We start from the raw sequence: 13,148 nt of genomic DNA, 5'->3' as shown, positions 1-13,148 counted from the left end.
GTGGTGTGACGATGGATTTGTGGCACTCTGGTGCCATTGACACAGCGTGTTTTTGGCCAGGATTGCGAGGCAGCAAATGGCGCGAGAACAGTATCCATTCCAGGCGTCCTCACGAATCTACAAGCAGGCTCGCGAGTTGGCCGACAAGCTGCGTAAAGCCAGCATCGCGGGGAGCCGTCATTGCTTTTCCAGGACGGCGGACAGCCTGGCCGCCCAAGGCCTGGGGCTATTGCAGAGCGATGAGCAATGGCAGTCGGCGATTGAATGGGCAAGGAACGATCTGGATGCCCTGGCGCGCCGGGTTGACCCGCGATTGGCCATTCCCGCACTGATCGAGGCGGTGGACGATTTCTATTACGGCCAGAAGAACTGGCGCAAGAAGGTGCCTTGGTGTGGCTCGTCGTTGAAAACGACGATCGCGCTCATATGGCCCAATCGCAAGGAACCGTTGGCCGTTGATAGAAGCGCCGCCCAGTTGCTCAAGTTGGTCAATGCGGCGATTGCCTGGGAGCAATTGAGAGAGCTCTACGAGAGCAGCCAGGTTTTCAATTTTCAAGCGGTCGCTCTCAGGTCCCATGGATTCGAGTTTTCAGACAAGGCTGACCAGCGGCTGTTGGGGCGCTGGAACGCCATGGCAGCGCCCTACGGTGAAAACCAGAGAACGCTTGAACATTCGAAAGCGGTTATCTGGAAGGACCTCTTGCGGTTTTCCCAGGCCGTCTCTCTCGTCCTGTCGGGGCGCGACTCCACCACGATTGAATTGTTTGCCGGAACGGTCTTTGCGCTGGCCGGAAAGAACCCGGCATTCTGGATTGGGCTCAATGCCCGGTTGGTGTTGCTGGCCTGTGTGCGTCACATCAAGTCGACCGGGTCGAAGCGTATGGCCGGCGTGGTGCTGTTTGAGGATCTTCCTGTTGTCACCGATGCTTTCGGTGATGATCCCGTGCTTGCGAAACAGTCTCTCGAAGCCTGTTTTTGGCAGGAGCCCTGGTACCCGGACCGAGTGAGGAGCTATCCCTCGAACATGTTGGTCGAGCGGCCTGTCGTGCGGATTGATGACAGGACATTTTCCACAAGCGTCATGACCATAGTCGACTCCGTGAATTGTTTTGTTGAACACTCTGTTTTCCGCTACGTGGGCTATGGCGGGGCTCCTGTGGACGATGAGTCCTTTCGCGTGCATGTCTCGCAGCCTTTTGAAAATGCCGCGGTGCAATTGCTCCGCAAGGCCGGCTGGAAAGCCGGTGGGGTCAGTGATTCGGGATATTGGCAAGCCACGGAGTCTCGCCTGGAGCACGAGGGTGGCCAGAAAGTGCCCGGGGAAATCGATGTATTGGCATTGCACCCCTCCGGGCAGGTCGCCCTTCTGATCGAGTGCAAAGTGCTCAGCCAGCCTTTTTCAATGAGCAAGTTGAGCAATGTGGTCGGTAAGTTGGGCCCCTCCGACAGCGAGGGATTTCACGCGAAGCTCGAGAAGAAAGTTGCTTGGGCCGAAGCGACCAGCGCCATGAAGGGCGCGCAGGTCGTTGGTCTGCTGTTGGTGGAGCATGGGAGTTTTCTCGGGAGAAACGCTGCCCATCTGGTCGTCGAGATGCGCCAACTGGAAAAGCTTGTCGCGCAGATCAATGAAAAAACCGCTGAGTGATCAGCGATCCCTCTGTTCCAGGCGCTCCTGCAACAGCCGGGCAAACGCATCGCGAGCCGGATGGCGAGTGGTTTCCTTGTGCCAGATAAAGCAGTTTTCCACTGGCGCCAGTTCAGCGAAACGGCGGGTTTCGAGCCTGGCGGACTGCTCATAACGTTGCAGGATGCCCTCGGGCACCAGGGATACGCCGGCACCGGCATGCACGCTGCCGATGATGGTGGCCCAGCTGGCATAGCTGGCAATGGCCGGATGCGGGTCATGGGGCTGCACCCAGTTTTTCAGGGCCGCGCGATAAGGGCAGCCGTTGGGCCACATGATCAGGGTCTTGCCGCGCAGGTCGGCGGCCTCCTGGATCGGACCGCTGCCGGCGGCGCTGATCAATACCAGCTGTTCACGGTAAAGTGCATTGCTGGCGATTTTCGGGTGCTGGATATCGGCGGCGACCAGGGCGCCATCAAGGCGACGTTGCCGTACGTCTTCCAGCAGTTGTGACCAGTTGCCAGTGGTCAATTCCAGGCTGACGCCGGGATAGGCCTGCTGATACTCGGCCAGCAGCGCGGGCAGGTGCACGGTGGCGCAGGACTCGATCGCACCGATGCGCAGGAGGCCCGACGGTTGGGTGTTGGCGTCGACGGCGCGCTTGGCTTCGTCCACCAGCCCGAGGATTTTCGTGCAGTAGTCGAGGAATACCGTGCCGGCCGGGCTCAGGCTCAGGCCGCGTCCGGCGCGGATAAACAGGTCGGTACCCAGTTCGCTTTCCAGCTGCTTGACCCGCGTGGTGATGTTCGACGGTACGCAGTGCAGTCGCTGCGCCGCCTGGGCGATGCTGCCGGTTTCGGCGACCGCTTTCACCATGCGCAGTTGCGCCAGTTCCATGATTCACTCCCGGTGAATTCTCGACTCAATATTGATCAATTGTTCTGGCTGACAGGCCGCTCGAGACTGTGCGCACACCTCGGATCATCTTGGATATCGCACGCTCGTGAAAGCCCTGTCCGCTTTAAAAGTCCCTCTGGCCACCACTGTCGTCATCCTCTGCTGGGCCTACTCGCCCGTGGGAATCCATATCGGCCTGGAAAGCTACAGCCCCGGGCACCTGGCGCTGTTGCGGTTTTTGATTGCCTCGCTGTTCATGGCGCTGGTCGCGCTGCTGAAGGGGATCGCGCTGCCACGCCTGAGGGATTTGCCCTGGTTGTTTGCGCTGAGCTTTTTCGCGATTTTCCTCCATCACATCAGCCTCAACTACGGTCAGCAGTGGGTCAGTCCGGGGGCGGGGAGTGTGCTGTCGCAGTCCACGCCGCTGTTCAGCACCTTGATCGCGTTTTTCTGGCTGAAGGAGTCGGTGTCACTCGGCCGTTGGCTCGGCGTGCTGTCGGGATTGGCCGGTGCCCTGGTGGTGGTCTGGGGCGATCATGGGGTGGGGATGTTCGATCCCCGGGCCTTGCTGATTCTCTTCGCGGCGCTGTCCTGGAGTCTTTATTTCGCCTTGCAAAAACACTATTCCGGGCATTACAGCGGGCTGACCACGGTGTGTTACATGGTCTGGGCCGGGACCTTGTTGCTCTGTGTCTATGCGCCGGGGCTGGCGCAGGAGGTGGCGGCGGCGCCGCTGCGGGTCAATGTCGCGGTGCTGTTGCTGGGGATTTTCCCCAGTGCCCTGGCCTACCTGGCCTGGGCCTATGTGCTGAGCCATTCGCTGGTAAGCCGTTCGTCCATTGCGCTGTATCTGATTCCGCCCGTGGCGATGCTGATGGCGGCGCTGGTCCTGGGGGTAGGGGTTTCAGTGCTGGTGATGGTCGGCGGCGCGATTGTCCTGGGCAGTGTGCTGGCGCTCAATCTGGAAGGGCGGCGGCAACCCGCCACGGTGTCCGCCCAGCCCCGCAGCAGCGGGGTGGGGCAGCGCAGTGTGTAGCCATTTGGCGAGCGTATTCTGGTAACAGACAGGCGTGAGACTAAGGCTTGGACAAGGCTAGATCGACCGCCGCGATCAGCTTTCCCAGGTCCTTCGGGGGAGCGTTGTGGATGACGCCGAACAGGTAGGCACGCTGCTCGTCTTCGTCAGCCAGATCTGTGAAAAAGGCTTTAAGCTTCACCCCCAGGACATCGGCAAACAGGAACAAGGCCTCGACGCTGGGGGTGTAACTGCCGGTTTCGAAGCGGCTGATGGTTTTGGGGTCAAAACCGGTTTTCTCTCCGAGTTCAGCCTGAGTTAGCCCCGCTACCTTGCGGTAGCGCCTGATGGCCGTACCCAAACTTGAAATTTCCATCGCTCAATTCCCATTTAGAATCAAGAACTTAACGATAAATCTTTACATTAGACAACGCCATGGTTCATCACCTTCTATTGCATAATGTGATGTAATTCGTAGAATCAGCATTTAGGACAGGTATTTGGTGATCCGGTTTCCGGTGAAATATTTGTGAAACGGGAAATCCAGGCATTTCTTGGGTGCCCATGCCGTGACGGTCATAAGCCCTGAACAACGCATTGTCTCAGGACAGCCAAAAATACCTGTCCCAGCCAATGATGGCCTTCATTTAATCCTAGTTGATCTTCGTCGAAGTACGGCCAGGCGATGCCGCCAGGCGCGGTTGTGCTGCGAATTCGGGACAACCTCTAGCCGCCCAGGTGAGCTGATTCATGGATGAGACGTATCGCAGGGTCGTGGACGTCGCCGCCATTTTCTCCGAGACCGACCTGAACGGGCGGATCACCTACGTCAATGATCCATTCTGTGTGATTTCCGGTTATAGCCGTGATGAACTGCTGGGGCAGAATCACCGCATCTTGAACTCCGGCTACCACCCGTCCGGATTTTTTGTCGATATGTGGCGCACCATTGCCCAGGGCCGGGTCTGGAAAGGCGAAGTCTGCAACCGCGCCAAGGACGGTTCCCTGTATTGGGTCGACAGCACCATGGTGCCGCTGCTGGATGAGGCCACCGGGCAGGTCCGCAAGTATGTGTCGATCCGTTTCGATGTCAGCGAAAAGCTGCGTCTGCTGCATACCCTGCAGTGGCGGGTGGGGCACGATGTACTGACCGGCCTGCCCAATCGGGCGTTTCTGTCGGACCTGCTGAACCAGGCCCTGGATTTTTCCCGACGCGAAGCCATTCCGCTGGCGGTCTGCATGCTCGACCTGGATGGTTTCAAGGCGGTCAACGATGGCTATGGGCATGCCAGCGGCGACCGGCTCCTGGTGGAAGTGGCGGAGCGCCTGCGCGGCATCATGCGCGGGGAGGATGTGGTGGCGCGGCTGGCAGGTGACGAGTTCGTGCTGATTCTGCGTTATGTGCACGACGCCGAGGAACTGAACGCCGCGTTGCAACGGGTGCTCGGCGCCATTTCGGCACCCTATTCGATACTCGGCCAGACCGTCCATGTGGATGCGAGTATCGGCGTGACACTGTTTCCCTCCGATGACGAGGACGCCGATACCCTGTTGCGCCATGCCGACCAGGCGATGTACCTGGCCAAGCAAGGTGGGCGCAATCGTTTCCATTTGTTCGACGTGTCCCTGGACCAGGAGGTCAAGGCCACTCACCAGACCGTGGCATTGATGCGTCAGGCCCTGGCCAATGGTGAGTTCCGCCTGGTCTATCAGCCCAAGGTCAATATGCGCACCGGCAGCGTGGTCGGGTTCGAGGCGCTGATGCGCTGGCAGCACCCGCACGAAGGTCTGCTCCAGCCCCAGGCGTTCCTGCCGCTGGTGGCCCAGACCGATGTGGTCATCGATATCGGCGAATGGGTCATGGACCAGGTCATGGCGCAGATGCAGGCCTGGCGCCAGGCGGGGCACGAGTGGCCGGTCAGCCTCAATATCGCCGCCCGGCATTTCCAGCGTGGCGATTTCGTCGAGCGTCTGCGCGCCTTGCTGATGCGCCACGCCGAGGTGCCGCCGCATATGCTCGATCTGGAGATCATCGAGTCGGTGGCCATCGAGAACATCCAGCGGGTCAGCCAGTGCCTGCAAGACTGCCAGACGCTGGGGGTGCGTTTTTCCCTGGATGACTTCGGCACCGGTTACTCGTCCCTGAGTTACCTCAAGCGCCTGCCCAGCCAGACCATCAAGATCGATCGCTCGTTCGTGCGCGATATTCTCCATGACCAGGATGACCTGGCCCTGACCACGGCGGTGATCGGCCTGGCCCGTGCGTTTGGCCGGGAAGTGATTGCCGAGGGGCTGGAGTCCGCCGAGCATGGTCGGTTGCTGATGAGCCTGGGGTGTGAGGTGGCGCAGGGCTATTTCATTGCTCGGCCGATGTCGGCGGACGAGGTGCCGGCCTGGGTCGAGGCGTTCGAGCCACCGGCCTTATGGCGCAGTGTCACCTGATTCGAGCGCGTCCCTCTGGTCGTCATGCCCGGTATAGAGGTGGATGGTCCGGTCGATTTCCCCGGATATTTTCATGCGCAGCAAGGTCCTGAGGATGCGTTGTACCGGCAGGGCCGGGTCGTTGCGCACAAAGCAGCCCACGGCGTCTTCCTGCACGACCGTCACCGCGTGCAACTGTTGGTCCGGCATGCGGGTCTGATTGAACCAGTCCAGTGCCCATTGGCTGCTGATGGCGTAGGCGTAGCGGCCGACCTCAAGTTTTTGCAGGACCTGTTGCTCATTGCGCGCCTCGTCGCGGATGAACCGACCGCTTTCGAACTGCGCCTGTATGGCCGGGTACGAGTAGCCCAGTACGGTGCCGAGTCGTTGTGGCTCAAGATCTTTCAGGGTCATCGCTTTGGGCGGCTTGGCCTTGCTGACCAGCAGGTTGCGCTGGGTGAGGAAGGGGATGCTCCAGATATAGTCGCCGGACTGGTTCGGTAGCCAGGATTGCGCGGCATAGCAGCGCACATCGATTTCACCGCGTTCCATGGCGCTCTGCACTCGGGCGCGGGCCAGCACATGAAACTCGGCCGGGCTGCCGACCTGGTGGGCCAGGCTGGTCATCAGGTCATACAAAATACCCTGGGTCGGTTGTCCGTGCTCGATCTCTATGATCGGCATGCTCCAACTGTCGGCCACGGCGAAGCGCAACGGCGCCGGGGCAGCGAAAGCAGGGGCGGTCATCAAGGCCAGGGCGTAAAAAACTGCACGCATCAAACTCTCCGGCGGGAGCACCACAAGGCCGCCAATCCATGCACAAAGTGCAGCTTAACCAGATTAGCATCCCATGCCGGATGCATTTTTACCCCTGCTCCGCTAGCATTAGCGGTCTTCCGCTTCCCCGACGCGATGGTTATCGATGAGTTATCAGGTTCTTGCACGTAAATGGCGTCCGCGCTCGTTCCGCGAAATGGTCGGCCAGACCCATGTGCTCAAGGCTCTGATCAATGCCCTGGACAGCCAGCGGCTGCACCACGCCTACCTGTTCACCGGTACCCGCGGTGTCGGCAAGACCACCATCGCGCGGATCATTGCCAAGTGCCTGAACTGCGAGACCGGCATTACCTCGACCCCTTGCGGGACCTGCTCGGTCTGCCGGGAGATCGACGAGGGGCGCTTCGTCGACCTGATCGAGATCGACGCCGCGAGCCGGACCAAGGTCGAGGATACCCGCGAACTGCTCGACAACGTGCAGTACGCCCCCAGCCGCGGGCGCTTCAAGGTCTACCTGATCGACGAAGTACACATGCTCTCCAGCCATTCCTTCAACGCGCTGTTGAAAACCCTGGAAGAGCCGCCACCCTACGTCAAGTTCATCCTGGCGACCACGGACCCGCAGAAACTTCCGGCGACGATTTTGTCGCGCTGCCTGCAATTCTCCCTGAAGAACATGACCCCCGAACGGGTGGTCGAGCACTTGACCCACGTGCTCGGGGTCGAGAACGTCCCGTTCGAAGAGGATGCCCTGTGGTTGCTGGGACGCGCCGCCGACGGTTCGATGCGCGATGCCATGAGCCTGACCGACCAGGCCATTGCCTTCGGTGAAGGCAAGGTCATGGCCGCCGATGTGCGGGCGATGCTCGGTACCCTCGACCATGGCCAGGTCTTCGACGTGTTGCAGGCGTTGATCGACGGTGATGCCAAGGCCCTGCTCGAAGCGGTGCGGCATCTGGCCGAACAGGGGCCGGACTGGAACGGCGTGTTGTCGGAAATCCTCAATGTGCTGCACCGCGTGGCGATCGCCCAGGCGTTGCCGGAGGGTGTCGACAATGGCCATGGCGACCGCGACCGGGTGTTGGCGCTGGCCCAGGCCCTGCCGGCCGAAGATGTGCAGTTTTATTACCAGATGGGTTTGATCGGCCGGCGCGACCTGCCGCTGGCGCCGGACCCGCGAGGCGGTTTCGAGATGGTGCTGCTGCGCATGCTGGCGTTCCGTCCGGCCGACAGTACGGCGCCGCCGAGACCGCCGCTAAAGCCAGTGGGGATCAGCCAGGCCACAGTTGATTCCGCACAGAGTGTGGCTGGCGCAGCCGTTGCCGCGCCAGCCGCCCCTGTGGCACCCGTGGTCGCTGCTGTTGCCGAGACGCCGGTGGTAGCGGCTGCGCCTGCCGAAGTGGCAGCGCCGATTGCCGCGCAACCGGTGCCCGTTGCTGCGCCGGTCGAAGCCGTGCCGGTGGTGGCCCCTGTCGTTGCGGCCGCGCCGCCACCGGCCGAGCCCGTTGCCCCGGCGGTGGAGGTCGTGGATCTGCCGTGGAACGATCCGGTCGAGCCCGAGGAAATACTGCAGGAGCCTGCTGTCGAACCGGTGCTGGAAACCGTCGCCGAACAGCCGGAGCTGGCGGCCATGCCGCTGCCGACGCCGGACAGCGTGGTTCCGGATGCGCCCGAGTGGGTCGCCGCGACCCTGCCCGAGCCGACGCCCGCCCAGGTGGAGGCCGCGACGCCGGGTCCGGACCTGGACGACGAGCCGCCGCTGGATGAAGACTATATCGAGCCGGATATCGATTCGGCCTACAGCTATCTCGACGAGCTGGCCAGCGAGCACGCCGCCGATCCGGCCCCGGAGCCCGAGCCGCAACCCGCGGCGGCCCCGGCCACCGGCCTGGCGCTGGAGTGGCTGGAATTGTTCCCGAAACTGCCGGTTTCTGGCATGACCGGCAGCATCGCGGCCAACTGCACCTTGATGGCGGTCAGCGGTGACGACTGGTTGCTGCACCTGGACCCGGCCCATAGCGCCTTGTTCAACGCCACGCAGCAACGCCGTCTCAATGACGCCCTGAACCAGTATCACGGGCGTGCGCTGAAGCTGACCATCGAGCTGATCAAGCCCGAGCAGGAAACCCCGGCCCAGGCGGCTTCCCGTCGGCGCCACGAACGCCAGGACGAAGCGGTGGCGTCGATTCATGCCGACCCGCTTATCCGGCAGATGATGCAACAGTTCGGTGCGGTGATCCGTGGCGATACAATCGAACCTGTCGATGCCCTGGTGGTCCAGGGCTAATAACTGAACGATGCCAGGCCTTTGCCTTGCATCTCTTTGTACATGTAACTCTTGAGGTGATTCCCATGATGAAAGGTGGCATGGCCGGCCTGATGAAGCAGGCGCAGCAGATGCAGGAAAAGATGGCCAAGATGCAGGAAGAACTGGCCAACGCCGAAGTGACCGGTCAATCCGGCGCCGGCCTGGTGTCCGTGGTGATGACCGGTCGTCATGACGTCAAGCGCGTCAGCATCGACCCGAGCCTGAAGGACGAAGACCTGGAAGTGCTGGAAGACCTGATCGCCGCGGCGTTCAACGATGCGACGCGCAAGATTGAAAGCAACAGCCAGGACAAGATGTCCGGCATGACCGCCGGCATGCAGCTGCCGCCGGGCTTCAAGATGCCGTTCTAAGGCGCCAGTTGCCTTACCTTGTAGGAGCGTGGCTTGTCGGGACGCCGCACCGCCGCGAAGCTTTTAGCGGTCCGAGGGCTTCTTCGTCGGAACGACGCCGGACCAAGCTTCGCTCCTACAAGGAATTGTGTTCCAGCGTGATCCCCGGACGCTGGCTGGAGGCGCGGCTATAAACCGCGTCTCGTGTTCTGTCGGACCCTTTGCCATGAGCTTCAGCCCCCTGATTCGCCAACTGATCGATGCCTTGCGGGTACTCCCCGGCGTCGGCCAGAAAACCGCCCAACGCATGGCCCTGCAACTGCTCGAACGTGATCGCAGTGGCGGCTCGCGCCTGGCCCAGGCCCTGGGCCAGGCCATGGAAGGCGTCGGCCACTGTCGCCAGTGCCGCACGCTCACCGAAGACGACCTCTGCCCACAGTGCGCCGACCCTCGGCGTGATGACAGCTTGCTGTGCGTGGTCGAAGGCCCGATGGACGTCTATGCCGTGGAGCAGACGGGCTACCGTGGCCGTTATTTCGTGCTCAAGGGACATCTGTCGCCCCTCGATGGCCTCGGTCCGGAAGCGATCGGTATCCCGCAACTGCTGGCGCGCATCGAAGAGCAGGGCAGTTTTACCGAGATCATCCTCGCCACCAACCCGACGGTTGAAGGCGAAGCCACGGCTCATTACATCGCCCAACTGTTGGCCAATAAAGGCCTGATCACCTCGCGTATCGCCCATGGCGTGCCACTGGGTGGGGAACTGGAACTGGTGGACGGCGGAACCCTGGCGCATTCGTTTGCCGGACGTAAGCCGATTTCGCTGTAAGCCCGCCCGGCGCTGGCCGCAACCTTTGAGGTCGCGAGGTTCCCGGGCGCGCCCCGGCGGCGCGACGCGGGTAACGGGTGAGGTCAGGAGGTCAGCAGCAGCAGGATCTGGTCCATGCGATTGTTGGCAATCCAGACCAGGGGCGCGCCGATGACCGCCGCGGCGCCGGCTATGTAGGTGAGTCGGCCCTTGATGGATTTCACATCGTTGCGCACCTCATTGAGGTCACGGTGGATGTATTCGAAGCGGGTTTCCAGCTCTGTGATTCGGGGTTCCATAGCATCGCCTCCAGGGGTACGGATCGTCTTGGCCTTGTCATGGCGGGGCGGGCGTTGCGGTTTGGCGTCGTGATGGCCCGGCTCGTGGGCCGCGGCGCTCAAGTGCGGTGCCGCGCAGTGCTGTAGCTCGACTTCCATGTGAATATGCTTCCTCGATGGTTCAGGTCCAGAGTGTTATTCGCTCGATAAAAAGAGCTTGAAGAAGTTCGCCTTATTTCGTCTCTGGGTCAATTGGGGTTGTTCGCTGATGGTTATCGGAAAAATCCTCATCGTTTGAAGGTCTGCCAAATCAGGCGTGCGGGCTGTCCCAGTAGCGCTTGTACATGCCCAGGTTCTTTTTCAGCCGCCTGGGCAGATGCCGCTCTTGCTGGCTCAGTTTGTAGGCGAGCAGTTTCACCGCATTGCGCCACAGTGAGCCGGGCCAGGCCAGGCAACGGGCGGGGCCGAGGAACTTCAGCTCCGAGATCACGTAGCGCAGGCCCTCGCCGCCGGCCCCGCCGAACTGCTGGCGGATCCACGGCTCGCGGGCGTGAAAGACGCCGATATCGAAGTAGCGTCGGAACTCTTCACCGAGGCTGTAGTTATGGGAATGCCGGCAACGGGCGCTGCCTTCGTAGGCGACCTTCCACCCGGCCTGGAGCATTTTCGCGGCGACGTACATGTCTTCCGACAGGATCACATGCTGCGGGAAGCCGCCGACCTGCATCAGGGCCTGGCGCCGATAGGCGGAAAAGGAATTGGAGATGAAGGCGGTCTTGATGCCCAGCCGGGGGGCGTCGGCCAGGCTCTTGACCTGGGAGTCCGGCGGGTAGTTGAACAACCTGGCGTGCTCGGCCAGGGGCGTGGCATCCAGGTGTGGCAGTTGCCGACCGCAGACGGCGCCGACCTGCTCGTCGGCAAACGGCCGGACGATATTGGCAATGCCGTCGGGATCGTCCAGGTAGGCATCCTGGGTCATGAACACGTAGAGCTCGTAGCCGGGGTTGTGTTCGACCATCCATTGGCGGGTGCCACCATGGTTGAAGTCCTTGCTGTCGATGCGTTGCACCCGTGGGCAGCGCGCGCAGGCCAGCTCGAAGGTGCCGTCGCTGGAGCTGGAGTCGACAATCAGGGTGTCGAAGGTCGCGGTCTGGAGCGCCAGGGAGTCGAGCAGGCGTTCCAGGTCGCGGCGTCCGTTGTAGGTCGGAATCACTACGGCCACTTGAGGGGTCGACATTGTTCGGTCTCCAGGTTCAGCCGGGCAGGGCGCGCCAGGGGCGCAACCACGCCGCCAGGGCAATCAGCAGGATCAGGCTGCACAGGCTGCTCAGGCCCAGTTGCAACCAGATGCCGTGCAGCGGATGCAGGACCCGCGCGGCCACGACCATCACTGCCAACCCCAGCAAGGCGTGGCTGCGCCACGGTACCAAGGTTTGCAACTGTTGGCGGCGGATCAGCAGCAGGCCGGTGAGTATCACCCCGCAGATGGCGGCCAGGGCGATGCCGATCAATCCGAGGAAATACGGCAGTACCGCCAGCAGCAGGGCATTGAGCAGGCTGCCGGTCAGTTCGCAGGTGAGTGGCAGGCGGGTGTCGCCGGCGGCGTAGGCGTAGCGGGCGAGCAGGGCGTTCCAGGCACCGAAGACCAGGGGGATCGAGAACCAGGCCAGCAGTTCCGGCAGCGGGCTGTCGGCGGCCTGCTGGGGCAGCAGCAGACTGACCAGGGCCCCGGCGGCACCGATCAGCCCGACCACGGCGGGCAGGGTCAGCAGGCTGGCGCTGGCCAGGCCCTTGCGCAGCAGGTCCAGGCGTTCGCTGCCCTGGCTGCCGCTCATCAGGCCGAGCAGCACCTGGTTCAGGCTCATCAGGGCGATCAGCGGCAGGTTGATCAGTTTGCGCGCCAGGTTGATCCAGGTCACGGTGCCTTCGCCGAGCAACGACGCGACCATGCGTTCGAGCAGGGCCAGGCCCTGGCTGGCGAGGTTGCTGCTGAGCAGCGGGCCGATGCGTTGCAGCAGTTCTTTGACGGCGCCGGGTGCGTGGCCAAGTTGCCAGGGTTTCCAGCCGCCGCGGTACAAGGCCGGCAGCAGCAGCGTCGGCATCAGCAGGCTGCCCAGTACGCAAGCACTGGCCAGGCCGGTCGGAGTGGCGGCCTGGCGCAGGAAGGCCAGGTACAACACCGGCGGCAGGTTGAACAGCAGCGAGCCGAGTCCGGCCAGGACAAAACGTGAACGGGCCTGCAAGGGCACGCAGAACAAGGCATGCAGGATAAACCCGGGGGCGCACCAGGCCAGCCAATGCAGACTGGCCCCGGCCAGTGCGTAGCCGTCGCTGTCGAGTCCCGGTCCGATCAGCCGAACCCATAATGGTGAGCCGACGCCCAGCACCAACGCCAGCAGCAGGCCGCAGAGCAGCAGCCGGGGGGCCATCGCGCCAAGCCAGGCGGTTTGTTCGGTGGCGGTGCGTTGTTGGTAGAGCGGTAGCGCCGCCGCGCTGAGCAGGCCGGCCGCCAGGGCCATGCGCAAGGCTTCGGGCAGGAACAGCGCCACCAGGAAACTGTCGCTGCGCCCGCCGGCGCCCCAGGCGGCGACCAGCAGCCACTCGCGGGCGAACCCGGCGACGAGGCCGGTGAGGGTCGCCAGGGTCAGCCACAGGGTGGAACCGAGCAGT

12 protein-coding genes are annotated in these 13,148 nt (G+C 62.5%); 6 read left to right on the top strand and 6 right to left on the bottom strand.

All coding sequences use genetic code 11. The features are described 5' to 3' along the window. Positions 1–76: 76 nt before the first annotated feature. Positions 77–1,645 carry a hypothetical protein gene (locus M5C56_RS02275; RefSeq protein WP_103496696.1) on the top strand — a complete coding sequence of 523 codons (1,569 nt, stop codon included), beginning with the start codon at positions 77–79 and terminating at the stop codon, positions 1,643–1,645. On the opposite strand, the gene M5C56_RS02270 is transcribed toward M5C56_RS02275, so the two are convergent. Beyond that, on the bottom strand, positions 1,646–2,521 hold the full coding sequence (locus M5C56_RS02270; protein WP_103496697.1) for a LysR substrate-binding domain-containing protein: 876 nt from the start codon (positions 2,519–2,521) through the stop codon (positions 1,646–1,648). 106 nt (positions 2,522–2,627) lie between these two features. Between M5C56_RS02270 and M5C56_RS02265 the strand changes: the two genes are divergently transcribed. Then, complete coding sequence (locus tag M5C56_RS02265) at positions 2,628–3,557, top strand: DMT family transporter (RefSeq protein ID WP_103496698.1); 930 nt, start codon at positions 2,628–2,630, stop codon at positions 3,555–3,557. A 40-nt stretch (positions 3,558–3,597) separates the two neighbouring features. On the opposite strand, the gene M5C56_RS02260 is transcribed toward M5C56_RS02265, so the two are convergent. After that, positions 3,598–3,912 (bottom strand): helix-turn-helix transcriptional regulator, encoded by a 315-nt coding sequence (locus M5C56_RS02260; protein ID WP_103496699.1) that lies wholly within the window; start codon positions 3,910–3,912, stop codon positions 3,598–3,600. Positions 3,913–4,286: 374 nt separating this feature from the next. Between M5C56_RS02260 and M5C56_RS02255 the strand changes: the two genes are divergently transcribed. After that, a complete protein-coding gene (locus M5C56_RS02255; protein WP_103496700.1) occupies positions 4,287–5,978 on the top strand; it encodes a GGDEF and EAL domain-containing protein in 1,692 nt (563 codons plus the stop codon). Here M5C56_RS02255 and M5C56_RS02250 read toward each other — a convergent pair. Next, positions 5,958–6,734 carry a transporter substrate-binding domain-containing protein gene (locus tag M5C56_RS02250; protein WP_103496701.1) on the bottom strand — a complete coding sequence of 259 codons (777 nt, stop codon included), beginning with the start codon at positions 6,732–6,734 and terminating at the stop codon, positions 5,958–5,960. The two genes, M5C56_RS02255 and M5C56_RS02250, sit on opposite strands and share 21 nt — an antisense overlap. A 145-nt stretch (positions 6,735–6,879) precedes the next feature. Between M5C56_RS02250 and dnaX the strand changes: the two genes are divergently transcribed. The 3 genes from dnaX (at position 6,880) to recR (ending at position 10,221) form a co-directional block, all read left to right on the top strand. Further along, the gene (gene dnaX, locus M5C56_RS02245) at positions 6,880–9,021 is read left to right on the top strand and encodes a DNA polymerase III subunit gamma/tau (protein WP_103496702.1); all 2,142 of its coding nucleotides are present in this window, start codon (positions 6,880–6,882) and stop codon (positions 9,019–9,021) included. 65 nt (positions 9,022–9,086) lie between these two features. Continuing rightward, a complete protein-coding gene (locus M5C56_RS02240; RefSeq protein WP_100939147.1) occupies positions 9,087–9,413 on the top strand; it encodes a YbaB/EbfC family nucleoid-associated protein in 327 nt (108 codons plus the stop codon). Positions 9,414–9,618: 205 nt separating this feature from the next. After that, complete coding sequence (gene recR, locus M5C56_RS02235; protein WP_100939148.1) at positions 9,619–10,221, top strand: recombination mediator RecR; 603 nt, start codon at positions 9,619–9,621, stop codon at positions 10,219–10,221. Positions 10,222–10,304: 83 nt separating this feature from the next. On the opposite strand, the gene M5C56_RS02230 is transcribed toward recR, so the two are convergent. From M5C56_RS02230 to M5C56_RS02220, 3 genes are all read right to left on the bottom strand, one after another. Next, entirely contained in the window at positions 10,305–10,637 is a 333-nt protein-coding gene (locus M5C56_RS02230; protein ID WP_247263002.1) for a hypothetical protein, read from the bottom strand. 151 nt (positions 10,638–10,788) lie between these two features. Next, on the bottom strand, positions 10,789–11,715 hold the full coding sequence (locus M5C56_RS02225) for a glycosyltransferase family 2 protein (protein ID WP_103496703.1): 927 nt from the start codon (positions 11,713–11,715) through the stop codon (positions 10,789–10,791). 16 nt (positions 11,716–11,731) lie between these two features. Next, positions 11,732–13,147 (bottom strand): lipid II flippase MurJ, encoded by a 1,416-nt coding sequence (locus M5C56_RS02220; protein ID WP_103496744.1) that lies wholly within the window; start codon positions 13,145–13,147, stop codon positions 11,732–11,734. Between the last annotated feature and the right edge of the window lies 1 nt (position 13,148).

The sequence above is a fragment of the Pseudomonas sp. MWU13-2862 genome, from assembly GCF_023242495.1.
Lineage (GTDB): Bacteria > Pseudomonadota > Gammaproteobacteria > Pseudomonadales > Pseudomonadaceae > Aquipseudomonas > Aquipseudomonas gingeri_D.
The sequence above is the reverse complement of the archived record's forward strand: the minus strand, read 5'-3'. Positions and strand labels throughout refer to the sequence as shown.

Bases quoted from the DNA above. Each gene is read 5' to 3' on its own strand.
- M5C56_RS02270 (WP_103496697.1), bottom strand. From the start codon at position 2,521: ATGGAACTGGCGCAACTGCGCATGGTGAAAGCGGTCGCCGAAACCGGC.
- recR (WP_100939148.1), top strand. From the start codon at position 9,619: ATGAGCTTCAGCCCCCTGATTCGCCAACTGATCGATGCCTTGCGGGTA.
- M5C56_RS02230 (WP_247263002.1), bottom strand. From the start codon at position 10,637: ATGGAAGTCGAGCTACAGCACTGCGCGGCACCGCACTTGAGCGCCGCG.
- M5C56_RS02255 (WP_103496700.1), top strand. From the start codon at position 4,287: ATGGATGAGACGTATCGCAGGGTCGTGGACGTCGCCGCCATTTTCTCC.
- M5C56_RS02260 (WP_103496699.1), bottom strand. From the start codon at position 3,912: ATGGAAATTTCAAGTTTGGGTACGGCCATCAGGCGCTACCGCAAGGTA.
- M5C56_RS02250 (WP_103496701.1), bottom strand. From the start codon at position 6,734: ATGCGTGCAGTTTTTTACGCCCTGGCCTTGATGACCGCCCCTGCTTTC.
- dnaX (WP_103496702.1), top strand. From the start codon at position 6,880: ATGAGTTATCAGGTTCTTGCACGTAAATGGCGTCCGCGCTCGTTCCGC.
- M5C56_RS02275 (WP_103496696.1), top strand. From the start codon at position 77: ATGGCGCGAGAACAGTATCCATTCCAGGCGTCCTCACGAATCTACAAG.
- M5C56_RS02240 (WP_100939147.1), top strand. From the start codon at position 9,087: ATGATGAAAGGTGGCATGGCCGGCCTGATGAAGCAGGCGCAGCAGATG.
- M5C56_RS02225 (WP_103496703.1), bottom strand. From the start codon at position 11,715: ATGTCGACCCCTCAAGTGGCCGTAGTGATTCCGACCTACAACGGACGC.